The following is a 22,467-nucleotide window of genomic DNA, read 5'->3' on the forward strand; positions in this document are numbered from 1 at the left end:
GTCAGGCCTTCGCCGTCACGTGCTCGCGGAGTGCCGGCATGATCGACTCGCCGTAGAGACGCAGGGTCTCCTCCTTGTTGTCGTGCTGGAGGTAGACGGCGAACTGGTCGACGCCGATGTCCTTGAGCTCCTTGAGCTTCGCGATGTGCTGCTCGGGGGTGCCGAGGATGCAGAACCGGTCGACGATCTCGTCGGGCACGAAGTCGACGTGGTCGTTGTCGGCCTTGCCGTGGGTGTTGTAGTCGTAGCCGGTCCGGCCCTTGATGTAGTCGACGAGGACCTTCGGGAACTCGCCGTCGTCGCCGTACTTCTCCACGATGTCGGCGATGTGGTTGCCGACCATCCCGCCGAACCAGCGCGTCTGGGAGCGCATGTGGTCCATCTGGTCCTCGCTGCCGACGTACGCCGGCGCGGCCACGCAGAAGGTCAGCGCATCGGGGTCGCGTCCGGCGTTGGAGGCCGCCGTCCTGACCTGCTCGATCATCCACTTCGCGACGTCGACGTCACCGAGCTGCAGGATGAACCCGTCGCCCGCCTCACCGGCGGCCTTGAGCGCCAGTGGCCCGTACGCCGCGATCCACACCTCGAGCGCGGAGGACCGCGCCCACGGGAACTGCAGGGTCGCGCCGTTGTGCTCGACCGGTCGGCAGTTGCCGAGCTCGCGGATCACGTGGGTGGCGTCGCGGACCTCCTTCAGCGTGCACGGCTTGCCGTTGAGCACGCGGACCGCCGAGTCACCGCGACCCATGCCGACCACGGTGCGGTTGCCGTACATCTCGTTGAGGGTGGCGAACACCGACGCCGTGACGGTCCAGTCCCGGGTGGCCGGGTTGGTCACCATCGGCCCGACGATGATCCGGTTCGTCTCGGCCAGGATCGCCGAGAAGATGACGTAGGGCTCCTGCCAGAGCAGGTGGGAGTCGAAGGTCCACACGTAGTCGAACCCGTGCTCCTCCGCCTGCTTCGCGAGACCGACGGTCCGCCAGGCCGGCGGGTTGGTCTGCAGTACGACACCGAAATCCATCTTCACTCCTAAGTTCGTCGACCAGCGGAACAAGTTCGTCGAGTAGCCGAGCCGCCAGGCGAGGCGTATCGAGACGCGCTACACCAGGTACTGCGTCAGATCGCGCTTGAGGAACTGCCCGTGGCCCTTGGTCCCCTTGAACTGGCCGTCCTCCACGAGGACCGTGCCGCGGGAGATCGTGACGTCGACGTGGCCGTCGATCTCGAAGCCCTCCCACGCGGAGTGGTCCATGTTCATGTGGTGCGTCCTGCCCTCACCGAGCCCGATGGAGGTGTGGCCGTTCGGGTCGTAGACGACGATGTCGGCGTCCGCGCCGGGCTGGATGACGCCCTTGCGCCCGTAGAGCCCGAACATCCGCGCCGGGGTGGTGGCGATCAGCTCCACCCACCGCGACAGGGAGATCCGGCCGTCGACGACGCCCTGGTAGAGCAGGTCGACGCGGTGCTCGATCGACCCGATGCCGTTGGGGATCGCCCGGAAGTCGTCCTTGCCGAGCTCCTTCTGGTCCTTCATGCAGAACGGGCAGTGGTCGGTCGACACCATCTGCAGGTCGTTGGTGCGCAGGCCCTGCCACATCGCCTCGAGGTGGCCCTCCTCCTCCGAGCGCAGAGGCGTCGAGCAGACCCACTTGGCGCCTTCGAAGTCGCCCCACTCCTCGCTCCGTGCCCCGAGCTGCTTCTCGAGGGAGAGGTAGAGGTACTGCGGACAGGTCTCGCCGAAGACGTTCTTGCCCTTGTCGCGCGCCCACGCCACCTGCTCGACGGCCTGTTTCGCGCTCATGTGGACGATGTACAGCGGCGCCCCGGTGAGGTCGCTCAGCATGATCGCGCGGTGCGTGGCCTCCTCCTCCATCTGCCAGGCGCGCGCAATGCCGTGGAAGTACGGCCCGGTCTTGCCGGCCTCTGCGAGCTGCGCGGCGAGGACGTCGATCGCCGGACCGTTCTCGGCGTGCATCATCGTCATCAGCCCGAGCTCACGGGCCTTCTGCATGGCGCGCAGGATCTGCGCGTCGTCGCTGTAGAAGACGCCGGGGTAGGCCATGAAGAGCTTGTACGACGTGATGCCCTCGTCGATCAGCCCGTCCATCGCCTTCAGGGAGTCGTCGTCGACGCCGCCGATGATCTGGTGGAAGCCGTAGTCGATCGCGCAGTTGCCGGCCGCGAGCTCGTGCCAGTGGGCCAGGCCGTCCTGCACCCGCTCGCCCGTCTTCTGGACCGCGAAGTCGATGATCGACGTCGTGCCACCCCACGCGGCGGCCGTCGTACCGGTCTCGAAGGTGTCGCTGGCCTGGGTGCCGCCGAAGGGCAGCTGCATGTGGGTGTGCGCGTCGATGCCGCCGGGGATGACGTACTTCCCGGTCGCGTCGATGACCTTGTCGGCGGCGATCGCCCCGAGCGGCTCGGTGCCGGGCGTGAGCAGCGCGACGATCTTCTCGCCGTCCACGAGGACGTCGGCGACTACGGTGCCGGTCGCGTTCACGACCGTGCCGCCCTTGATCAGGATGGTCATGGTTTCCCCCTCAGGGCCGGGCGATGGCGGCGTACGAGTCGGGCCGGCGGTCGCGGTAGAACTGCCAGTCGTCGCGCATCTGCTGGACCATGTCGAGATCGAGGTCGCGGACGAGCAGCTCCTCCTTGTCGCTCGAGCCCACGTCGCCGACGAAGTTGCCGCGCGGGTCGATCACCTGGCTGGTGCCGTAGAAGTTGACCGCCTCGTCGCCGTACTCGTTGTCCTCGAGGCCGACGCGGTTGGGCTGGAGAACGAAGTACCCGTTGGCGACGGCGGCGCACGGGCCCTCCACCTCCCACAGCCGGTTCGACAGGCCGGGCTTGGTGGCGTTGGGGTTGAAGACGATGTGCGCCCCGTTCAGGCCGAGCTCGCGCCAGCCCTCGGGGAAGTGCCGGTCGTAGCAGATGTAGGTGCCGACCTTGCCGACCGCGGTGTCGAAGACCGGGTAGCCCAGGTTGCCGGGACGGAAGTAGAACTTCTCCCAGAACTTCTCGACGTGCGGGATGTGGTTCTTGCGGTACTTGCCGAGGATCGTGCCGTCGGCGTCGACCACGACCGTCGTGTTGTAGTAGACGCCGGTCTGCTCCTCCTCGTAGATCGGGAGCACCATCACCTGGCCGAGCTCCTTGGCCAGGGCGGCGAAACGCTGCACGACCGGGCCGTCGGCCGGCTCGGCGTAGCGGTAGTACTTCTGGTCCTGGGTGATGCCGAAGTAGGGGCCGTAGAAGAGCTCCTGGAAGCACATCACCTGGGCACCCTGCGCCGCGGCGTCGCGCGCGAACTGCTCGTGCCGGTCCAGCATCGAGTCCTTGTCGCCCGTCCAGGTGGTCTGGCTGATCGCTGCGCGCACGATGGTCAACGTGCACCTCCAATGGGGGTTGGGGTGAGGGGAGCGGTACTTCCCGTTATTCGTTATCCTTCGGGTTGAACATTTCGCTTGTATTTCTCTCCTGTCAAGGTTCTCCCGCAAAACCGGTACACCGAGGAGGTCGCCGTCGTGGGTCGTGCACCGGACCTGGCTTCCCTCGAGGACCGCTCCCCGTCCGGGATCGCGGGGGCGTTCAGCCGTGCCATCCGCGCCGGTGAGCTGCTCCCCGGCGACCGGCTCCCGACCGTGCGGGAGGTCGCCGCCGAGCTGGGCGTGTCACCGGCCACCGTGTCCGCGGCGTGGCAGGCGCTTCGTCGTACCGGAGCGGTGGTGTCGCGCGGCCGCGCCGGGACCTACGTCCAGGACATCCCGACCCCCTGGCTCTCCCCGCGCCATCGCGAGCTCGTCGGCGCCGGCCCCGACGGCCTGCGCCTCGACCTCTCCCGCGGCACACCCGACCCCCGGCTGCTGCCCTCCCTGGCGCCTGCGCTGCGCCGGGTCTCGGAGCGGGCCGGCACCCTGACCTACCAGGACGAGCCGGTGCTCCCCGAGCTGCGGACCGTGCTGCGGGCGTCGTGGCCGTACGCCGCCGAGGCGCTGACGGTCGTCGACGGCGCGACCGACGGCATCACCCGCACCCTCGAGCAGGTGGTCGGGTACGGCGACCGCGTGGTGCTCGAGTCGCCCGGCTTCCCGCCGTTCTTCGATCTCGTCGAGGCCCTCGGCGGCGAGATCGTGCCCGTCGAGCTGGACGACCGCGGCGTACGGCCCGATGCCCTGCGGGCCGCGCTGCGCACCCGCCCGGCCGCCGTGCTGCTCCAGCCCCGCGCCCACAACCCGACCGGCGTGGCGATCGACGCGGCTCGCGCCCAACAGCTGGTCCGGGTGCTCCGCCGCTCGACGACCGGGCCGCCCGTGATCATCGAGGACGACCACTCCGCCGGGATCAGCACCTCACCCGACGTCACCCTCGGCAGCTGGCTGCCGGACCAGGTGGTGCACGTCCGGTCCTACTCCAAGTCCCACGGGCCCGACCTGCGGATCGCCGCCATGTCCGGACCCGCGTCGCTCATCGACCGCGTCGTCGCGCGCCGCATGCTCGGACCCGCGTGGACCTCGCGGATGGTGCAGACGATCCTGCTCGACCTGCTCACCTCGTCGCAGTCGATGGACGAGGTCGGGGAGGCCCGCCGTCAGTACTTCGCACGGCAGCGCACGATCGTCGCCGCGCTGGCCACGCACGGCGTCGAGGTGGCAGCCCCGGACGGCATCAACCTCTGGCTCCCGGTCCGGGACGAACGGGCCGCCCTGGTGCACCTGTCCGCCTCCGGCATCCGGGCAGCGGGCGGCACACCCTTCCTCGCCGGTGACTCCGCGGCCACGGGCGAGGCGTTCGTGCGGGTCACCACCGGCCTGGTCTCCCCCGACGACGCGGCCGACGTCGCCGCTGCGATCGCCGAGGCGGTCGTCGCGGTGTGAAAACGCCAGAAGCGCCTCGACACTCTCGTGCCGAGGCGCTTCCGATGGATCAGGCGGGGAACGAACCGCCCGAGGCGGCCAGGTCACGCAGCCAGGCGGTGGCCTGGAAGCGCTCGCCGTACTTCGCGGCCAGCTCGTCGGCACGCGCGATGAACGCGGACAGGCCGATCTCGCCGGTCGCCTTGTTCTCGTAGCCGGTCATGAACTGCGCGGCACCACCGGTGTTCGGCGGGAAGCCGATGCCCATGATCGAGCCGATGTTCGCGGCGGCCGCCGAGGTGATGACGCCCTCCTCGAAGGTCTTCGCGGTCTCGAGCGCCTCGGCGAAGAGCATCCGGTCCCGGATGTCCTGGATCGGCGGCTGCTCCTCGGCGACGGGGAACAGGGTCGCGAGCTCGGTGGAGATCGAGCCACGCTTGCCGTCCACGTAGTCGTAGAAGCCGGCGCCACGCAGGCGACCGGGACGACCGGCGTCCAGCATCTTCTGGACGACGGCGATGCCCGGGTGCTCGACGTACGTGTTGCCCGCCGCCTCTTCGCCCTCGCGGGTGGCCTTGGCGATCTTGCCCATCAGCTCGAGGTTGAGCTCGTCGGAGAGCTGCAGCACCGGGGCCGGGTAGCCGGCCGAGGTGGTCGCGCGCTCGATGGAGTACGGCGCCACGCCCTCGGCGAGCATCGCCATGCCCTCGTTGACCATGAAGCCGATGACCCGCGAGGTGTAGAAGCCGCGGCTGTCGTTGACGACGATCGGCGTCTTGCGGATCAGCTGCACGACGTCGTACGCCTTGGCCAGCGCGACGTCGTTGGTCTCCTTGCCGGTGATGATCTCGACGAGCGGCATCTTGTCCACGGGGGAGAAGAAGTGCAGCCCGATGAAGTCGGCCGGACGGTCGACACCCTCGGCGAGCTGGGAGATCGGCAGGGTGGACGTGTTGGAGCAGAGCAGCGCGTCCTTGTTGATGAACGGTGCGATCTCGGCGAAGACCTTGGCCTTGAGGGCCGGGTCCTCGAACACGGCCTCGATGACCAGGTCGACGCCGGTCAGGTCGGCCGGGTCAGCGGTCGCCGTGATCCGGCCGAGCAGCTCGGCCTTCTTCTCCTCGGTGGACTTCCCACGGGAGATCGCCTTGTCGAGAATGGCCTCGGAGTACGCCTTGCCCTTCTCGGCGTTCTCGACGGCGACGTCCTTGAGGACGACCTCGAAACCGGCCTTCGCACAGACGTAGGCGATGCCCGCGCCCATCATGCCCGCGCCGAGGACGCCGACCTTGGTGGGCTTCCACGGCTCGATGCCCTGGGGACGGAGCGAACCGGAGTTGATCGCCTGCAGGTCGAAGAAGAACGCCTGGATCATGTTCTTCGAGTCCTGGTTGACGATCAGGTTCGTCAGGTAGCGCGACTCGATCCGCGAGGCGGTGTCGAAGTCGACGTTCGCACCCTCGACCGCGGCCGAGAGGATCGCCCGCGGCGCGGGGTAGTCGGCTCCCTTGACCTGCTTGCGGAGCAGGGCCGGGAAGGCCGGCAGGAAGCCGGCGAGGGCCGGAGACTTCGGGGTGCCACCGGGCATCTTGTAGCCGGGGGCGTCCCACGGGTTCAGCGCGGCTTCGGGGTTGGCCTTGATCCATGCCTTCGCAGCGGGGATCAGCGCATCCTGGCTGTCGACGAGCTCGTCGACGATGCCCTTCTTCAGCGCCGTCTCCGGGTCGAACTGGGTGCCCTGGAGGAGCACGTCCATCAGCGCGGACTGCAAGCCGAACTTGCGGACCGTGCGGACCACGCCGCCGCCGCCCGGCAGCAGGCCCAGGGTGGCCTCGGGGAGGCCGACCTTGATCTTGCGGTCGTTGACGAGGATCCGGTGCTGGGTCGCGAGGGTGATCTCGTAGCCACCGCCGAGCGCGGCGCCGTTGATCGCGGAGACGACCGGCTTCGGGAACAGCTCCAGGCGACGCAGCGCCTTCTTCACGTTCTCGGCCATCTGGAACACGCCTGCGGCGTCGGCCTTGGTCGTGGTGACCATGCCCTTGAGGTTGCCGCCGGCGAAGAAGGTCTTCTTCGCGGAGGCGACGACGACGCCGGTGACGTCGTCCTGCTCGGCGTACAGGCGCTCGACGGCATCGGCCATCGAGGAGATGTACAGCTCGTTCATCGTGTTGGCGCTGGCGTTGGGGTCGTCGAGGGTCAGCGTGACGATGCCGTCGGCGTCGCGGTCGTAGCGGACCGCGGTCTGGGTCTCGGTGCTCAATTTATGTCCTAGATTTCTGAAGTCTCGAGTTGGGGTTTGTCACCGTCGAGTTGTGGCTTGTCGTCCCGCATCCAGTGGCAAAAGTGCCAACTCGACGGTGACAAACCCCAACTCGACATCAGGTCGGTCAGACCAGTTCCACGATGGTGGCGATGCCCATGCCGCCGCCGACGCAGAGCGTGGCGAGGCCGCGGCGCAGGTCGCGCCGCTCGAGCTCGTCGATCAGGGTGCCGAGGATGATCGCGCCGGTCGCACCGAGCGGGTGACCCATCGCGATCGCGCCGCCGTTGACGTTGGTGATGTCGTGGCTGATGCCCATGTCGCGCATGAACCGCATCGCGACGGCGGCGAACGCCTCGTTGATCTCGAACAGGTCGATGTCGCCGACCTCGAGGCCGGCCTTGGCCAGTGCCTTGCGGGCCGCCGGGGCGGGACCGGTGAGCATGATGATCGGGTCCGCGCCGGAGACGGCGGTCGCGATGATCTTCGCCCGCGGCGTCAGGCCGAGGTCCTTGCCGACCTGCTCGCTGCCGATCAGGGTCAGCGCGGCGCCGTCGACGATGCCCGAGGAGTTGCCGGCGTGGTGGACGTGGTTGATCTTCTCGAGCCAGTGGTACTTCTCGAGCGCGACGTCGTCGAAGCCGGCGTCGGCACCGAGCTGGGCGAAGCTCGGCTTGAGGGCGCCGAGGCTCTCGACCGACGTGTCGGGACGGATCGTCTCGTCCTTGTCGAGCAGGGTGAGGCCGTTGATGTCCTTGACGGGCACGACGGGGGTGTCGTAGTAGCCGTTGGCCCATGCCTTGGCGGCGCGGTGGTGCGACTCGGCGGCGTACGCGTCGACGTCCTCACGCGACCAGCCCTCGATCGTGGCGATCAGGTCGGCGCCGATGCCCTGGGGCACGAAGCCGGCCTTGAACGCGGTGGCCGGGTCAGAGGCCCAGGCGCCACCGTCGGAGCCCATGGCGACGCGGCTCATCGACTCGACGCCGCCGGCGATGATCAGGTCCTCGAACCCACCACGCACGCGGCTGGCGGCCTGGTTGACGGCCTCGAGGCCGGAGGCGCAGAAGCGGTTGAGCTGCACACCGGCAACGGTGTCCGGAAGGCCGGCCGCGATCGCAGCGGTCTTGGCGATGTCGCCACCCTGGTCGGCGACCGGGGAGACCACGCCGAGCACGACGTCGTCGATGCGGTTCGTGTCGAGGCCCGGGTTGCGCTCCTGGAGTGCGTCGAGCAGCCCGACGACGAGGTCGACCGGCTTGGACTCGTGGAGGGAGCCGTTGGCCTTGCCTCGTCCTCGCGGAGTGCGAATGTGGTCGTACACGAATGCTTCTGCCATGACCGTCCTTGTTGCTTGGCGTGACATACGGCGACAACGGGCGCGCCGTACTGGAATGGGGTGTCCCTGCAGACGATTGTGACACTATTACTGTCATGGTCAAGAGCGACGGTCAGCACAGCCGTGTGACGCACGACGCATCCGAGGCCACGCTGACCCTCGAGGAGCTCACCGCCCGGGTCGGCCTGAGCGTGCGGACGCTGCGGTTCTACACCTCGCGCGGGCTGGTGCCGCCGCCGGTCCGCCGCGGCCGGTCGGGCTACTACTCCGCGATCCACGTGGCCCGGATCGAGCTCGTGCTCGAGCTGCAGAGCCACGGCTTCACGCTGTCGGCCATCGAGCGGTACGTCGCCGGCATCCCCGAGGACGCGACCCCCGAGGACATCTCGCTCGCCCGGACGATGCTCGCCCCCTGGCAGTCCGACCTGCCCGTGGAGATGGACCGGGAACAGCTCGAGACCCGCGCCGGACGGGCGCTGTCGAGCGAGGACCTCGCCACGCTGCAGGCGCTCGGCGTGCTGCGGGGGCGCGGGTCGTCGTACCTCGTGGCGAGCAACCAGCTGGCCATCGGCGTCCGGCTGCTCGAGCTCGACTTCCCGCGCGAGGTCGCCGCGGCTGCCGCCGCCGTCTACCAGGAGCACGGCGAGCAGATGGCCAAGGAGCTCTACGAGGTCATCAACGACAAGCTCGCGCCGTTGTACGACGACGCTGCCCAGTCCGACCACTTCCGCGAAGTGATGGAGCGGCTCAAGCCGCTCTCGGTCGGTGGCCTCGTGTCGGCCTACGAGGCGGCCGTCGCCCGCGCCGCTCGCTCCCCGCGCCAGAAGTAGACCGGACCCGAGATCGGAATTGAGACCGGCCCGACTCGTCGAGACGAGTCGGGCCGGTGTCAGTCTGTCGTGCGGGTGACGCTCAGCGTCGACCGCTGAAGCTGGCGGCGCTGTGGCTGCCGCCGCTCGCGTTGCCACCGCTGCCACCACGACCGCCGGCGCCACCACCGGCGCCGCCGCCGCTGCGCCGACCGCGGTTGCCGCCAGCCGACTGACCGGCCTGGCCGGACTTGGCCGACGAGCCGGACTTGGCACCGGCGGACGCGCCGCCGTTGCCGCGCGGGGCACCGCCGGAGCGACCGCCACCCGTCTTGGTGCCGGTCTTCGCCGCACCGGACTTGCCGCGGTTGCGACCGCCGCCACCGTTGCCGCCGCCACCGGCCGAGGGGGCCGGGCCGAGGTCGATGCCGCCGGGGCGCGAGCGCTCACCGGGAGCGAGCTCCTTGAGCATCGGGTGGTTGGGGTTGTCGATCCGGGTGGTGGTCGGCTTGATGCCGGCCGCCCGGGTCAGGTCGCTGACGTCGCGACGCTGGTCGCTGGTCATCAGGGTGATGACCGTGCCGGCGGCACCGGCGCGCGCCGTACGGCCCGAGCGGTGCAGGTAGGCCTTGTGCTCGGCCGGCGGGTCCGCGTGCACGACGAGCGAGACGTCGTCGACGTGGATGCCGCGGGCGGCGATGTCCGTGGCCACCAGGGTGGTCGCGGTGCCGCTGTGGAAGGCGTCCATGTTGCGGGTACGAGCACCCTGGCTCAGGTTGCCGTGCAGGTCGACCGCGGGAACGCCGTTGCTGTTGAGCTGGCGGGCCAGGCCCTTGGCGCCGTGCTTGGTGCGGGTGAAGACGACCGTGCGGCCCGGCGCGCTGACCAGGTCGATCAGCACCGCGAGGCGCTGCTCGCGCTCGATGTGCAGCACGTGGTGGTCCATCTTGGAGACCGGCGACTGCGCCGAGTCGGCCTCGTGGACGGCCGGGTTGGCGAGGAAGCGCTTCACCAGCACGTTGATCGCGCCGTCGAGCGTGGCGGAGAACAGCATCCGCTGGCCGTTCTTCGGCGTCTGGTCCAGCAGGCGTCGTACGGCGGGCAGGAAGCCGAGGTCGGCCATGTGGTCGGCCTCGTCGAGCACGGTGACCTGGATGTCGCTCAGGTCGCACGCGCGCTGCTGGATCAGGTCCTCGAGGCGACCGGGGCAGGCAATGACGATGTCGACACCCTGGCGCAGGGCGTTGACCTGCGGGCCCTGGCCGACGCCACCGAAGATGGTGGTGACGCTCAGGCCGGAGGCCTTGGCGAGCGGCGTGATGGTCGCGGCGATCTGCGAGACCAGCTCACGGGTCGGCGCGAGGACGAGGGCGCGCGGCTTCTTGGGGGCCGGGCGGCGGTTCGCGGTGGCGAGCCGGGCAACGAGCGGAAGACCGAACGCGTAGGTCTTGCCCGAGCCGGTGCGCCCGCGGCCGAGGACGTCGCGTCCAGCCAGGGAGTCCGGCAGGGTCGCAGCCTGGATCGGGGTGGGGATGGTGATCCCGTCGGCCGTCAGGACGGCGAGCAGGTCAGAGGGAACGCCGAGATCGGCGAACGTGGAAGTCATCGGGATGTTTCTCTCCGGGGACCGCAACAACTCGGCGCAGCCCCCTGATGTGGGCGTCTCGCCGTGCTGCCCGTCTGGTGACGGGCGGTGAAGCGGTGCCTCAGGTAGAGGGCGCATCCGCGGGCGGAGCGCAGGATCCAGGGCAAGACTGGCCGGATCGGTGACTCCACCCTAGGGGTACGGCGGGGCGCGGGGTGAATCTTCGCGCAACGATCGGGTGTGGGCTGTGACACGCCCCGGCCGCCGCCCGGACGGATCAGCCGTCGAGCTGCACCGCGGCGCCGCGCTCGATCAGCCCGTCGACGTCCTTGATGCCCCACGCGACGAGCGCCTCGCGGGTGTGGGCGCCGGCGCCGGGTGCGGGCGGGTGCGAGAGCGTCGCCTGCGTGCGGGAGAACCGCGGGGCGGGCTGCGGCTGCAGGATCCCCTCGTGCTCGACGAACACGCCACGGCCCTTGATGTGCGGGTGCTCGGGCGCCTCGCTGAGCTTGAGGATCGGCGCCACGCAGGCGTCGGTGCCGTCGAAGATCGCGCACCACTCGTCGCGCGTCCTGGTCAGGAAGGTCGCCGCGAACAGCTTGCGCAGCTCGTCGGTCTTCTCCGCGTCCCAGCGGTCAGGTGCCTGGTCCCGGACTCCGAGCCCGTCGATGAGGAGCTCGTAGAACTGCGGCTCCAGGGCGCCGACCGACAGGTGCTCACCATCGGAAGTCTCGTAGATGTCGTAGTACGGCGCCCCGCCGTCGAGCATGTTCGAGGCCCGCTCCTCCTTGAAGCCGTTGCCGGCAAGGAACGCGGAGGTCATGGCGTTGAGGCTCGCGGTGCCGTCGACGATCGCGGCGTCGACGACCTGACCCTGGCCGGAGGCCTTCGCCTCGAAGATCGCGGCCAGGATGCCGATGACGAGGTACGTCGACCCGCCACCGAAGTCGCCGACGAGGTTGGTCGGGAACTGCGGCTTGTCCTTGCTCTGGCCCAGGCCGTGCAGGGTGCCGGTGATGGCGATGTAGTTCATGTCGTGGCCGGCGACCTGCGACCACGGGCCGTCCTGGCCCCAGCCGGTCATCCGCCCGTAGACCAGGCGCGGGTTGCGAGCGTGGCAGTCCTCCGGACCGAGGCCGAGACGCTCGGTGACGCCGGGGCGCATGCCCTCCACGAGGACGTCCGCCTCGGCGACCAGGTCCAGAACGGTCGCGACCGCTTCGGGGTCCTTGAGGTTCAGCGCGATGCTCGGCCGACCACGGTTGAGCAGGTCGTGCGAGCCGCCGCTCAGCATCTGGCCACCGGGCCGCTCGACGCGGATCACGTCGGCGCCGAGGTCGGCGAGGATCATGCACGCGTGCGGGCTCGGCCCGATCCCGGCGATCTCGACGACCTTGAGGCCCTTGAGCGGACCGGTTCCCTGACCCAGTGCGAACGTCATGGTGCGCATCATGGCACGAACGTGACAGCGTTGGTGTCACTGTCCGGAGCGCTCCGGAGCGCTCCGGAGAAACGAGCGGGGTCTCGAGACGGTTGCTGCGCAACCTCCTCGACCACCGGTCAGCCCGGGTTGACGATGCGGGACAGCTCGAAGTGCATCGGGTCGGTGAACGCCCAGTCGCCACCCCAGGCGAAACCCCACCGCTTGAAGATCGCGACGATCGCGCGGTCCATCTGACCGACGGTGCCCCGCTGGTTGCCCGGCACGTTCATGTCGAGCGCGAGGCCGAACGAGTGGTTCGACAGTGACGAGGACCCGGCGATGAAACGCGGGTAGTAGCAGCCGGCGTACTCACCGGGGTGGATCTTGTCGGCCAGCTTGCTCGTGACGACCTCGGCGAGGGCGGCCTTGAGCTGCGGCATCATGAACTTGTTGCAGGTGACCCGGCCCAGGATCGGCACCTGTTCGGTGACGATGTGGGACCGCACCCATGCCGGGTCGGGAGCGATCCGGCCGCCGCCGATCGGGCGGTAGCGGAACACGCCGACCGCGTCGCCGAACGCTCCGACCGGGATGACGTTCTGGAAGGTGTCGAGGTCGATGCCGGCCTGGGCGACGATGTCGAGCGCCGTGATCGAGAACGTGTCCTTGCCGAAGGCCTTCTCGATGACCTTGCGCACCGCCTGGGGTGAGGTGATGCCGGTGTTGATCAGTACGGCGTTGTCCTCGGGCAGGCCGAGCTCCTCGCCCCACTTCTCGTTGACCACCGCGTCGACGCTGTCGACCCCTTCGCGGTCCCACGAGCCGACGTGGATGTCCTGCTTGCCGACGGCGAGGTAGCCCTTGCCGTCGATCGGGAGCTCCTGCTGCAGGTGCACCGCGACGGAGACCTCGCCCCCGGCGATCCGGTCCCACTGCTCCTGGAACTTCGCGCTGTTCGGGCCGGCGAACCGGCGGTACTCCGCCGGGTCCACTGCGGCGATGTTGAACAGCTTGTTCTCGACCGAGAACTGTCCGTAGGAGAGCTGGGTGTAGGCGGCGACGCCCACCTTCTTCTTCACCTTCACGCCGGTGATCTGCTTGAGGACGTCCGCGGGGATCGTCTTGTTGCTGACCAGGAGGAGGTCGTCGCCGAACTGCGTGCCGTCGAACTTGCCGGGCGGCGCCACGGCGTGGGACGGGTCGGCCGCGTCGGTGGAGACCGCGGTCGTGGACGCGGCGGCCTTGCTCGCCTTGGCCTCGGGCGTGCCCTTCTCAGGCGTTCCGCAACCGACCATCAGCGTCGCGACGACGACGGCCGACAGCCCAGCCGTCAGCCGTACGCGTCCTCGCCCCAACGCCATTGTCCCTTCCCTGCCACCGGTGACCCGGCAGTCCTCCCACAGGGAGGATACCGGTCACCTCAGGACACGTTCAGCGATCCATGCGATGTCATCGCCCGTGCGGGCCGGGTCGGCCGAGGGCTGCATGACGTGGCTGAGCACCAGACGGACCACCATGTCGATGCTCGCGTCGAGCCGTCCCTCCGGCAGGTTGAGGTCGTACGACGCCACGCGCTCCGAGACGACGGCCTTGGCTCCCTCGAGGAGGTACTCGGAATGGGTGGTCAACAACGGCAGCAGCTCGGTGTCGGCGCCATGGGTGGCGGACACGACCGCGTGGAGCAGGGCGTTGTTCTGGGCGTACTTGAGGACGCGGCGTGCCGAGGCGCGGATCGCGTTGATCAGGTCGCCGGGGTTCTCGTCGAACGAGCGGGTCACGCCGGCGAGGAACCGGTCCAGCTCGCGCATGACCATCGCCTCGGCGAGGTCGTTCTTGGTGCCGATCTCGTTGTAGACCGTCTGCCGGCTGACGCCGACCTCGTCGGCCAGGCGGGCCATGGTGACCTTCGCCCACCCGGCGCTGGTCATCACCCCGACCGCGGCATCGATCATGCGCTCGCGCAGCGACGAGGCCGCCTCCCCGTCCGGGGAGGCAACCTCGTGCGCCTTCGCGGGGCGACCCACGAGAATCGACATCGGTGAGCTCAGCCTTCCAGGGTGAGCGCGAGGACGGGGCAGGCCTGGACGGCGGCGTAGACGTGCGCGCGATCCTTCTCCGGCGGCGAGTCGTCGAGCACCTCGACCTGGTCCTCGTCCTCGTCGACCATGAAGTAGTCGTTGGCCATCGCCTCGCACATGCCGAGGCCCTCGCACTTGTTCAGGTCGGCAACGATTTTCATGCCTGCACCTTATCCGGGTCGAAGGGAATGAAGTCTGCCTTGTCGCGCACGCCGCAGTCGGGGCAGAACCAGTCCTCGGGGATGTCCGACCATGCCATGCCGGCCGGGAAGCCCTGGTGCTCGTCGCCCGCCGCCACCTCGTAGACGTAGGAACAACCGGGGCACTTCGCAGCCAGGATCTCGCCCTCGTGCTTCTGCAGCCAGTGGTCCTCGTGCTGGACGTGCTCGGCCGGCGGCGGGAACTTCGCGAGGTACTTCGCCACCTTCCTCGGGTGGATGTTGGCCAGGGTCACGTCACCGTCGAGGTGCTCGACCACCCGGTGGTCCATCACCCTGCGCCACAGCGGCGGGAACAGGGCGAGGGTCAGCATGCCGGCGTACCCGGTCGGCAGGGCCGGCGACTCCTTGAAGTCACGCAGCGTCTGGTAGCGCCGGGTCGGGTTGGCGTGGTGGTCGCTGTGGCGCTGCAGGTGGTAGAGGAACAGGTTGGTGACGATGTTGTTGCTGTTCCAGCTGTGCATCGGCAGCACCCGCTCGTAGCGCTGCTTCTCGCCGACCTTCTGGCGCTTCATGCCGTAGTGCTCGAGGTAGTTGATGATCTCCAGCAGGGAGAAGCCGAACACGATCGTGACGAGTGCGTACGGCGCGATGTCCCAGCCGTAGAGGGCGAACATGCCGCCGTACAGGACGGCTGACATCACCCACGCGTTGAGGACGTCGTTGCCGATGTGGAACGGGTGCGTGCCCTTGCGCTTGTAACGCTTGGCCTCGACCTCCCAGCCCGACTTGAGCGAGCCGCTCACGGTGCGCGGCCAGAAGGCCCAGAAGGACTCACCGAGACGGCTGGACGCGGGGTCCTCGGGGGTGGCGACGCGGACGTGGTGGCCACGGTTGTGCTCGATGTAGAAGTGGCCGTAGAACGTCGGCGCGAGCGCGATCTTGGACAGCCAGCGCTCGACGGACTCCTTCTTGTGGCCGAGCTCGTGGGCCGTGTTGATGGCGATGCCCTGGACGCCGGCGATCGAGACCGCGAGGAAGAGCTTCTCGTACCAGGACATGTCGACCGAGCGCACCAGGTCGCTGCCGAGGTTGTCGGTGACCCAGCTGGTCGCGCCGAAGAGGTCGGCGAGCCAGGCGACGGGGTTGGTGCCGGCGATGATCGCGAAACCCGCGAACAGGATGAAGAACTGCAGCGGGATGTACGCGTAGACCACCCAGCGGTAGTACTTGTCGTTCTCGAGCTCCTCCATGACGTCGTCCGGAGGGTTGGACGGGTCGAGGCCGAGAGCCAGGTCGAGGAGCGGGATGACCGCGTTCACCAGGATCGGACCGGCGAGCAGCAGCCACATCCAGTCGGTGTAGAGCCACGCGATCACGGCGGTGATGCCGAGCCCGGGCACCATCAGGCCGAGCAGCCAGAGGTAGCGCTTCTTGTCCTTCCACTTCTCGGTGGAACCGTCAGGGACGGTCTTGCCGATCTGCTCCGGATTCATCCCGGTGCTCGAGGTCTCCATCGATCTCTGCCTTCCATCTGGGTACACGCTGAGTCCCTCCCCGGGCACAGCGGCCGCGACGTCAACTGTCGCTTGACAAGACGGTACGACTTGTAAAGGCCATTTGACAACCCCCCTTGATCTGTAAAGTGGTCACCCGGCGTGATGGGCGGCCGTCGCAACAGGCGAGAATGCGACTGCACCCGGACCCGGCGCACCGAAAGGCTCCTGATGGTCGGCTACCCACGCGAGGGCGAGACCTTCGGCGAGTACCTCGTCGACGGCGTCCTCGGCCGCGGCGGGATGGGCGTCGTCTACTCCGCCACCCACGTCCGGATCAAGCGTCGCGTCGCGCTCAAGGTGATCACGCCCCAGCTCGCCGGGACCGACGAGTACCGCGAGCGGTTCCTCAACGAGGCCGAGACCCTGGTCCGCCTCGACAGCCCGCACATCATCCAGGTGCTCGACCACGGCGAGGTCGACGGATCGCTGTTCATCGCGACCCAGCTGGTCCACGGTGCCGACCTCGCGCAGCGGATCGAGAGCGGCCCACTGTCGGTCGGTACGGCGCTGGCCCTCGCGATCCAGGTGACGTCCGGCGTCGCCGATGCCCACCGCGGTGGCGTCCTGCACCGCGACATCAAGCCCAGCAACGTGCTGGTGACCGGACCTGACGACGCACCGTTCGCCTACCTCTGCGACTTCGGCATCGCCCAGGACACCGAGCCGGACCGTGGCCTGACCATGACCGGCGCGGTCATCGGCACCTTCCCCTACCTCGCCCCCGAGCGGTTCGACGGCGCCCCTGCGGCCGTCACCACCGACGTGTACGCCCTCGGCTGCCTGCTCTGGGCGATGCTCACCGGTTCGCCGCCGTACGACGGCACGCAGTTCACGATCGCGCGCGACCACGTCGAGGCGCCGGTGCGGCAGCTGCTGCCCGGCCAACCATGGGTCCAGGACCTGAACGGCGTGCTGGCGCAGTCGATGGCCAAGGACCCGGCGCACCGGTTTGCGGGGGTCCACGCGATGCGGGTCGCGCTCGACCACGTGCTGGCGGGCATCCCGATCGACCGTCGGCGGGACCACGTGCAGCCGGCCGCAGCGAAGCCCGCCGCTGTGCTGTCGCCGCCCGCGCGTCCGATGGCGCCGGCGGACGTCACCGAGGCAGCACCGTTCCCCGCGTCGCGCGCCTTCGCGCCACCGCCGCCCCCGCCACCGGCGCCCGGTCCGGCCGTCCCCCTGCCCGGGTCACGTCCGGCACGGCGCGGCCGTCGCGCTGGCTGGGTGGCGGTGGCTGCCGCTCTCACCGCTCTGGTCGCGGTCGGTGTCACCGCGGTCGTGCTGCGCTCGGGCTCGGACGATCCCACCGCTCGCGACGACACCAGCGCCACGGAGTCGGTCGGCACTCGCGACACGGAGACCGGTGAGGTCGGCGGAGTTGCCACGACCGCGGACCCCACCACCGCTGGCCGCACCACTGCCACCCCGCCCACGGGGTCCCCGGATCCGACGCCGATCGCCGTACGCGTCGTCGGGACCTGCGGCGACGGCAGCTGCTACCTCCAGGTGCGGACCGGCACGTCCGCCGGCGCGGACGAGCTCGTCCGCGACGGGCACAGCGTGCGCTGGGCCAACGACAGCGCACACGAGGTCCTCTGCCAGGCCCGCGGCGCCACCGTCTCCTCCACGAGCCTCAACGCGAGCTCCGACGTGTGGGCGAGGACCAGCGACGGCGGCTGGGTCTCGGCCCTCCACCTCGACGGCATCGACTCGTTCAACGTCGAGGTGCCGTGCTGAGGGTGCGGGTCACCGCGCTGATCCTGCTTGCCCTGACGGCCGCCGGCTGCAGCACCGACGACCCTGTGGTCGAAGAACCAGCGGCGACGCCGCGGTCTTCCGCCAGCACGGATCCCTCCACCACGACCGGCCCGTCCGCGACCGTTGCGCCGACCGGCTTCGACTCCGCCAGCCGCCGCCTCACCGCTCGCGAGCGGGCGGCGATGACCGGGGTGACCTGGCACGAGGGCTGTCCGGTCCCGCTCGCCGACCTGCGCGTCGTACGACTGACCCATCGCGACTTCGAGGGACGGCGCCGTACGGGCCGGCTCGTGGTCCACGCCGATGCGGTCGCCGACGTCACCGCGATCTTCGAGAAGCTCTACGACCTCGACTACCCGATCCGCCGGATGGTGCCGATCGAGGCGTACGACGGCGACGACTTCGCCTCCATCGAGGCCGACAACACCTCGGCGTTCAACTGCCGTGCGATCACCGGCGGGACCGCGTGGTCACACCACTCCTACGGCCGGGCGATCGACGTGAACCCGATCGAGAACCCGTACGTGTACAGCGGTGGGCGCACCGACCACACCGGATCGCAGTCCTATCTCGACCGGTCCCGCGAGCGCCCCGGCGTACTGCTCCCGGACAGTCCTGAGGTGGCGGCCTTCGAGGACGCGGGCTGGTTCTGGGGCGGTCGGTGGACCGACCCGGTCGACCACCAGCACTTCTCCTCGATGCCGACGGGCTGACCGGCTGACTCAGGCCCGGACGATCAGGCCCGGACGATCAGGCGACGACCCGCGCCCCCGTCGTGACGGGCAGCCGCTCGAACCCGCGCAGCACACGGGTGCCCCGCCGTTCGGGCGTCCCGCTGATCCGCAGGTCGGGGAAGCGTTCGTAGAGCGCCCGCAGCGCGACGGCGGCCTCGAGCCGGGCCAGGCTCGCGCCGAGGCAGAAGTGCACGCCGGCCGAGAACGCCAGGTGGTCGGCGGCGTTCGGGCGGGTCACGTCGAAGGCGGCCGGATCCTCGAACACGGCAGGGTCCCGGTTGGCACCACCGAGGTAGAGCAGGATGCCGTGACCGGGCTCGAACCGCTTGCCGGCGACCTCGGTCTCGCGCAGCGCGATCCGCAGGGTCAGCTGCACCGGCGACTGGTGCCGCAGCACCTCGTCGACAGCATTCGCCCAGCCGTCGGGGTTCTCCTGCAGCCAGCGCAGCTGCTCGGGGTGCTCGTCGAGCATCGCGACGGCGCTGCCGATCAGGTTGACCGTGGTCTCGAAGCCGGCGGCGAGCACCAGCAGGCCTACCTGGTGCAGCTCGACGGGAGTCAGCCGATCGTCGCCCTCGAGGAGGGTGAGCTGGCTGATCAGGTCGTCGCCGGGGTCGGCCGTGATCCGCTCGACGTGGCCGCGGAACCACCCGTGCATCTCCCGCAGGGCCGTCTCTGCGCGGCGGAACTGGCGCCAGGACAGGCCGGGATCGAGGGTGACCGCGGCTTCGTTGCCGAGCGTGAGGAGCCGTTCGCGGTCCCGGTCCGGCACGCCGAGCAGGTCGGCGATCAGCGTGACGGGCAGCTGGGACGCATACCTCTCGATCAGGTCGAAGTCGTGCTCCCCCGCGAGGTCGTCGAGCAGCTGGCGGGCGACGTCGTCGACCCGGTCACTCATTCGGCCGACCTTGCGAGCGGTGAACGCGCGAGCCACCTGCTTCCGGTACCTGGTGTGCAGCGGCGGGTCGACGGCCAGCATCGACGGCGGGTCGACCGGCCCCAGCGTGTCATCGTCGATCACCTTGTGGTGCAACCACCGCAGCGGCTTCGGCAGCTCGCCCTGCCCGCCGGCCGTGCCGAAGGCATCGCTGCGCAGCACCTCGTTGCAGACCCCGTGGTCGACGCTGGCCGAGATCAGGTTGTTGGCGCTGACGAGTCCGCGGCCGCGCAGCTCCTCGTACGCCGGGAAGGGGTCGGCCCGCAGAGAGGGGTCCATGACCATCCGGGCGATCAGGTCGCCTCGGCGTGCGCCGCGCTGGATGAGTGATCGCTGGATCCCGTGGGCCAGGGTCCAGGCCACGAAGGAGCGCGGGGTGTCAGGCGACCACACGCGTCGTACCCCACGTCTCGTCGTCCAGTCGGCCCGTCCTCTGGCCCGTCCTCTGGCCCGTCATCTGGTCAGCCTGCATCGATGCAGCATGGTCCTCGGCCTGCAGGAGGCGCAACACACCCTGTGTGCGTGCGACCAGGTGGGCCCGCTGCTCCTCGAGCACCGCCTCGGGCAGGTGGGTGTCCATCTGCGTGTTGACGGCCAGGCGCAGGCGGTAGCGGAGTGCGGCGAGGAGGCTGGCCCGGTCACCGAAGACCAGGGCGAGCTCGTCGTTCCACGGGAGCTCGGGCTTCGTGGCGGTGGCCAGCTGCTCCTCGATGGTGCGCAGTGCCTGCCAACGACGGTGGGTCTCGGTCCAGGTCATGGTCCTCACGCCTCTCTTCGGTGCTGTCTTCGGTGCTGTGACGGGGAGGTCACTGGGGATGGCACCGACGCTACGGAGGATCGGCAGCACGGACATCGGCCCACGGAAGGCACCTGGACTCCTCCCAGGGGAGGAGTCGACCCACCTCCCGCGGACCGATGCCGAGCCGGCGCGTGGTGCCTAGGCTGGGGGTCATGTTGTGGCGGCTACCGCGCTGGGTGCGCGATCGGATCGAGCGCAATCTCGCGCGCCGCGACATCCTCTACCCGTGGTGGGTCCCGATGACCTGCTTCGTCGGGCAGACCCTCGCCGTGCTCCTCGCCCTCGCCCAGCGCGAAGCCCTGTGGCCGGTGCAGCCGATGACCGTCACCGTCGTGCTGGTGCTCATCTCACCGGTCGTGCACTTCGGCTTCGGCGGCTGGCTGCCCTGGTGGATCGACAGCGCGGCCACGATCGTGGCCGCAGCCGTGCTCATGGCGTCCCCCGTCGAGTCCGGCATCGACCTCGCGCCAGCCCTGCTGGCGCTGATCGCCGCCGAGGCCGTCGCCCGCGACGGGCTGCGCCCGGGAGCCGCCGTCGCCACCGTCGCGACCGGCGTGATCATCGCGACGGAGGTCACCGCTGACCTCGACAGCTACGGCGTCTACCTGCTGGAGGTGCTGCTCGGCTTCGTCGTCGGCGCCATGCTGTGGTGGCAGATGCGGGCGCTGGCCTCGGAACGCGAGGCCCGCACAGCCGCCTGGGCCCAGGCGACCACCGCCGAACGCGAGCGGATCGCCCGCGAGATCCACGACCTCGTCGCCCACTCGCTCAGCGTCTCGCTGCTGCAGGTCACCGGCGCTCGCCGCGCCCTCCGCGACGTCGCCGACGCGGCCGGCCCCGACGAGACCGCCGACGCCGTGGCCGAGGTCGACGCCGCCCTGGCCGACGCCGAGCAGGTCGGCCGCCGAGCGATGGCCGACATCCGCCGCACCGTCAGCGCGATGGCCGACGGCCCCAGCGACCGCAACGCCCTGCCCGGAGCCGCCGACATCGCCGCCCTCGTCGAGGAGGTGTCGGCCGCCGGCCTCCGGGTCGAGTACGACGAGCAGGGCGATCCGAGCACGCTGACGGCCGCCGCCGGGCTCGGCCTCTACCGGATCGCACAGGAGTCACTCGCCAACGTCGCCAAGCACGGCAGCGGCGTGGCCCAGATGTCGTTCCGGGTGACCGGTCCCGGTGCCGCCACCCTGCGGGTCCTCAACCCACTGCCGCCCGGCCGGACCCGTGCCGACGGGCTCGGCTCGGGCCTGGCCGGCATGCAGGCACGGGCGAGCCAGCTCGGGGCGACGCTGCACACCGGTGCCGCGGACGGCGGCTGGGAGGTCGTCGTACAACTGGGACCGGAGCGGAGCCCGCGTCGCGAGGCGTGGGTGGAGCTGCCGTGCGGGAAGACGATCGGAAAGGTGGCCCCGTCCTGATGGAGCCCACGGTACGAGTGGTGCTGGTCGACGACCAGGAGCTGGTGCGGTCCGGCCTGCGCCGGATCCTGCGCCGGCGCGACGGGTTCGAGATCGTCGCCGAGTGCAGCGACGGGTCCGAGGTGCCTGCCACGCTCGACCGGCTCGTAGACGGCGCCGATCGCGGGGCCGATCGCGGGGCCGATCGCGGGGCCGATCGCGGGGCCGATCCCGGGGTGGACGTGATCGTCATGGACCTGCGGATGCGCACCGTCGACGGGATCACCGCCACCGGGGCCGTGGTGGCGCGCGGCGACGGTCCGCCGGTGCTCGTCCTGACGACCTTCGACGACGACGAGATGCTGTCCGGCGCGCTGCGGGCGGGTGCCGCGGGCTTCCTGCTCAAGGACTCCTCGGCGGACGACCTGATCCGCGCCGTACGCACTGTCGCCGAAGGCGGCAACTGGCTCGACCCGTCGGTGACCGGCCGGGTGTTGCACCGGTTCCGGAGCATCGCGCCTCCCCCGGACAGGTCCGCCGCGAACGGAGCCGCCGACCAGCTCACGGTCCGCGAGCTCGAGGTGCTGCGCCGGATGGCGCTGGGACGCAGCAACGGCGAGATCGCCGGCGACCTGGTGATCTCGGAGCTGACCGTGAAGAGCCACATCGGCCGGATCTTCACCAAGCTGGGGCTGCGCGACCGGCCCGCGGCGATCGTCTACGCGTACGACCACGGACTGGTGCAGCCCACGCCCAGCTGACAGGCGGA

Annotated in this window: 19 protein-coding genes; 6 read left to right on the plus strand and 13 right to left on the minus strand. The window is 69.8% G+C overall.

All coding sequences use genetic code 11. The features are described 5' to 3' along the window. Position 1: 1 nt before the first annotated feature. The 3 genes from ASD84_RS11180 to ASD84_RS11190 form a co-directional block, all read right to left on the minus strand. Entirely contained in the window at positions 2–1,024 is a 1,023-nt protein-coding gene (locus tag ASD84_RS11180) for a TIGR03842 family LLM class F420-dependent oxidoreductase (protein ID WP_056710052.1), read from the minus strand. A gap of 78 nt (positions 1,025–1,102) precedes the next feature. Continuing rightward, positions 1,103–2,533, minus strand: a complete 1,431-nt coding sequence (gene hydA, locus ASD84_RS11185) for a dihydropyrimidinase (protein ID WP_056710054.1) — start codon at positions 2,531–2,533, stop codon at positions 1,103–1,105. 10 nt (positions 2,534–2,543) lie between these two features. Beyond that, the gene (locus ASD84_RS11190; RefSeq protein WP_056710056.1) at positions 2,544–3,392 is read right to left on the minus strand and encodes a nitrilase-related carbon-nitrogen hydrolase; all 849 of its coding nucleotides are present in this window, start codon (positions 3,390–3,392) and stop codon (positions 2,544–2,546) included. A gap of 138 nt (positions 3,393–3,530) precedes the next feature. On the opposite strand from ASD84_RS11190, the gene ASD84_RS11195 reads away from it, so the two are divergent. Continuing rightward, complete coding sequence (locus tag ASD84_RS11195) at positions 3,531–4,880, plus strand: PLP-dependent aminotransferase family protein (RefSeq protein WP_056710057.1); 1,350 nt, start codon at positions 3,531–3,533, stop codon at positions 4,878–4,880. A 49-nt stretch (positions 4,881–4,929) separates the two neighbouring features. On the opposite strand, the gene ASD84_RS11200 is transcribed toward ASD84_RS11195, so the two are convergent. Together ASD84_RS11200 and ASD84_RS11205 are read right to left on the minus strand one after the other, a co-directional pair. Beyond that, on the minus strand, positions 4,930–7,122 hold the full coding sequence (locus tag ASD84_RS11200) for a 3-hydroxyacyl-CoA dehydrogenase NAD-binding domain-containing protein (RefSeq protein WP_056710059.1): 2,193 nt from the start codon (positions 7,120–7,122) through the stop codon (positions 4,930–4,932). Between the two features lie 127 nt (positions 7,123–7,249). Further along, a complete protein-coding gene (locus tag ASD84_RS11205) occupies positions 7,250–8,461 on the minus strand; it encodes an acetyl-CoA C-acetyltransferase (protein ID WP_056710061.1) in 1,212 nt (403 codons plus the stop codon). Between the two features lie 95 nt (positions 8,462–8,556). Here ASD84_RS11205 and ASD84_RS11210 point away from each other — a divergent pair, with 95 nt between their 5' ends. Then, positions 8,557–9,291, plus strand: a complete 735-nt coding sequence (locus tag ASD84_RS11210) for a MerR family transcriptional regulator (RefSeq protein WP_056710063.1) — start codon at positions 8,557–8,559, stop codon at positions 9,289–9,291. An 82-nt stretch (positions 9,292–9,373) separates the two neighbouring features. On the opposite strand, the gene ASD84_RS11215 is transcribed toward ASD84_RS11210, so the two are convergent. From ASD84_RS11215 to ASD84_RS11240, 6 genes are all read right to left on the minus strand, one after another. Beyond that, a complete protein-coding gene (locus tag ASD84_RS11215; protein ID WP_056710065.1) occupies positions 9,374–10,876 on the minus strand; it encodes a DEAD/DEAH box helicase in 1,503 nt (500 codons plus the stop codon). 256 nt (positions 10,877–11,132) lie between these two features. Further along, positions 11,133–12,296 (minus strand): CaiB/BaiF CoA transferase family protein, encoded by a 1,164-nt coding sequence (locus ASD84_RS11220; protein ID WP_056710937.1) that lies wholly within the window; start codon positions 12,294–12,296, stop codon positions 11,133–11,135. A 119-nt stretch (positions 12,297–12,415) separates the two neighbouring features. After that, entirely contained in the window at positions 12,416–13,639 is a 1,224-nt protein-coding gene (locus ASD84_RS11225) for a M15 family metallopeptidase (protein ID WP_056710067.1), read from the minus strand. A gap of 54 nt (positions 13,640–13,693) precedes the next feature. Beyond that, the gene (locus tag ASD84_RS11230; protein WP_156391769.1) at positions 13,694–14,314 is read right to left on the minus strand and encodes a TetR/AcrR family transcriptional regulator; all 621 of its coding nucleotides are present in this window, start codon (positions 14,312–14,314) and stop codon (positions 13,694–13,696) included. Between the two features lie 8 nt (positions 14,315–14,322). After that, positions 14,323–14,517: a ferredoxin gene (locus tag ASD84_RS11235; protein ID WP_056710069.1), complete on the minus strand. Its 195-nt coding sequence runs from the start codon at positions 14,515–14,517 to the stop codon at positions 14,323–14,325. Then, complete coding sequence (locus ASD84_RS11240; RefSeq protein ID WP_235531060.1) at positions 14,514–16,031, minus strand: fatty acid desaturase; 1,518 nt, start codon at positions 16,029–16,031, stop codon at positions 14,514–14,516. Before ASD84_RS11240 ends, ASD84_RS11235 begins: the two co-directional genes overlap by 4 nt. A 210-nt stretch (positions 16,032–16,241) precedes the next feature. Between ASD84_RS11240 and ASD84_RS11245 the strand changes: the two genes are divergently transcribed. Continuing rightward, the gene (locus tag ASD84_RS11245) at positions 16,242–17,810 is read left to right on the plus strand and encodes a serine/threonine-protein kinase (RefSeq protein WP_056710070.1); all 1,569 of its coding nucleotides are present in this window, start codon (positions 16,242–16,244) and stop codon (positions 17,808–17,810) included. Next, positions 17,804–18,544: a M15 family metallopeptidase gene (locus ASD84_RS11250; RefSeq protein WP_156391771.1), complete on the plus strand. Its 741-nt coding sequence runs from the start codon at positions 17,804–17,806 to the stop codon at positions 18,542–18,544. Before ASD84_RS11245 ends, ASD84_RS11250 begins: the two co-directional genes overlap by 7 nt. A 37-nt stretch (positions 18,545–18,581) precedes the next feature. Here ASD84_RS11250 and ASD84_RS11255 read toward each other — a convergent pair whose 3' ends face one another. Next, positions 18,582–19,895, minus strand: a complete 1,314-nt coding sequence (locus ASD84_RS11255; protein WP_056710075.1) for a cytochrome P450 — start codon at positions 19,893–19,895, stop codon at positions 18,582–18,584. Then, on the minus strand, positions 19,882–20,259 hold the full coding sequence (locus ASD84_RS11260; protein WP_156391773.1) for a hypothetical protein: 378 nt from the start codon (positions 20,257–20,259) through the stop codon (positions 19,882–19,884). The genes ASD84_RS11255 and ASD84_RS11260 overlap by 14 nt, the downstream gene beginning before the upstream one ends. A gap of 194 nt (positions 20,260–20,453) precedes the next feature. On the opposite strand from ASD84_RS11260, the gene ASD84_RS11265 reads away from it, so the two are divergent. Both ASD84_RS11265 and ASD84_RS11270 read left to right on the plus strand, forming a co-directional pair. After that, entirely contained in the window at positions 20,454–21,719 is a 1,266-nt protein-coding gene (locus ASD84_RS11265; protein WP_162251520.1) for a sensor histidine kinase, read from the plus strand. Continuing rightward, positions 21,719–22,459 carry a response regulator transcription factor gene (locus tag ASD84_RS11270; protein ID WP_056710081.1) on the plus strand — a complete coding sequence of 247 codons (741 nt, stop codon included), beginning with the start codon at positions 21,719–21,721 and terminating at the stop codon, positions 22,457–22,459. Before ASD84_RS11265 ends, ASD84_RS11270 begins: the two co-directional genes overlap by 1 nt. Positions 22,460–22,467 lie beyond the last annotated feature (8 nt).

The sequence above is a fragment of the Nocardioides sp. Root682 genome (assembly GCF_001427795.1).
In the GTDB taxonomy this organism is placed as follows: domain Bacteria; phylum Actinomycetota; class Actinomycetes; order Propionibacteriales; family Nocardioidaceae; genus Nocardioides.

Bases quoted from the DNA above. Each gene is read 5' to 3' on its own strand.
- ASD84_RS11265 (WP_162251520.1), top strand. From the start codon at position 20,454: ATGTTGTGGCGGCTACCGCGCTGGGTGCGCGATCGGATCGAGCGCAAT.
- ASD84_RS11245 (WP_056710070.1), top strand. From the start codon at position 16,242: ATGGTCGGCTACCCACGCGAGGGCGAGACCTTCGGCGAGTACCTCGTC.
- hydA (WP_056710054.1), bottom strand. From the start codon at position 2,533: ATGACCATCCTGATCAAGGGCGGCACGGTCGTGAACGCGACCGGCACC.
- ASD84_RS11230 (WP_156391769.1), bottom strand. From the start codon at position 14,314: ATGTCGATTCTCGTGGGTCGCCCCGCGAAGGCGCACGAGGTTGCCTCC.
- ASD84_RS11240 (WP_235531060.1), bottom strand. From the start codon at position 16,031: ATGGAGACCTCGAGCACCGGGATGAATCCGGAGCAGATCGGCAAGACC.
- ASD84_RS11205 (WP_056710061.1), bottom strand. From the start codon at position 8,461: ATGGCAGAAGCATTCGTGTACGACCACATTCGCACTCCGCGAGGACGA.
- ASD84_RS11235 (WP_056710069.1), bottom strand. From the start codon at position 14,517: ATGAAAATCGTTGCCGACCTGAACAAGTGCGAGGGCCTCGGCATGTGC.
- ASD84_RS11260 (WP_156391773.1), bottom strand. From the start codon at position 20,259: ATGACCTGGACCGAGACCCACCGTCGTTGGCAGGCACTGCGCACCATC.
- ASD84_RS11180 (WP_056710052.1), bottom strand. From the start codon at position 1,024: ATGGATTTCGGTGTCGTACTGCAGACCAACCCGCCGGCCTGGCGGACC.
- ASD84_RS11225 (WP_056710067.1), bottom strand. From the start codon at position 13,639: ATGGCGTTGGGGCGAGGACGCGTACGGCTGACGGCTGGGCTGTCGGCC.
- ASD84_RS11210 (WP_056710063.1), top strand. From the start codon at position 8,557: ATGGTCAAGAGCGACGGTCAGCACAGCCGTGTGACGCACGACGCATCC.
- ASD84_RS11270 (WP_056710081.1), top strand. From the start codon at position 21,719: ATGGAGCCCACGGTACGAGTGGTGCTGGTCGACGACCAGGAGCTGGTG.
- ASD84_RS11215 (WP_056710065.1), bottom strand. From the start codon at position 10,876: ATGACTTCCACGTTCGCCGATCTCGGCGTTCCCTCTGACCTGCTCGCC.
- ASD84_RS11220 (WP_056710937.1), bottom strand. From the start codon at position 12,296: ATGACGTTCGCACTGGGTCAGGGAACCGGTCCGCTCAAGGGCCTCAAG.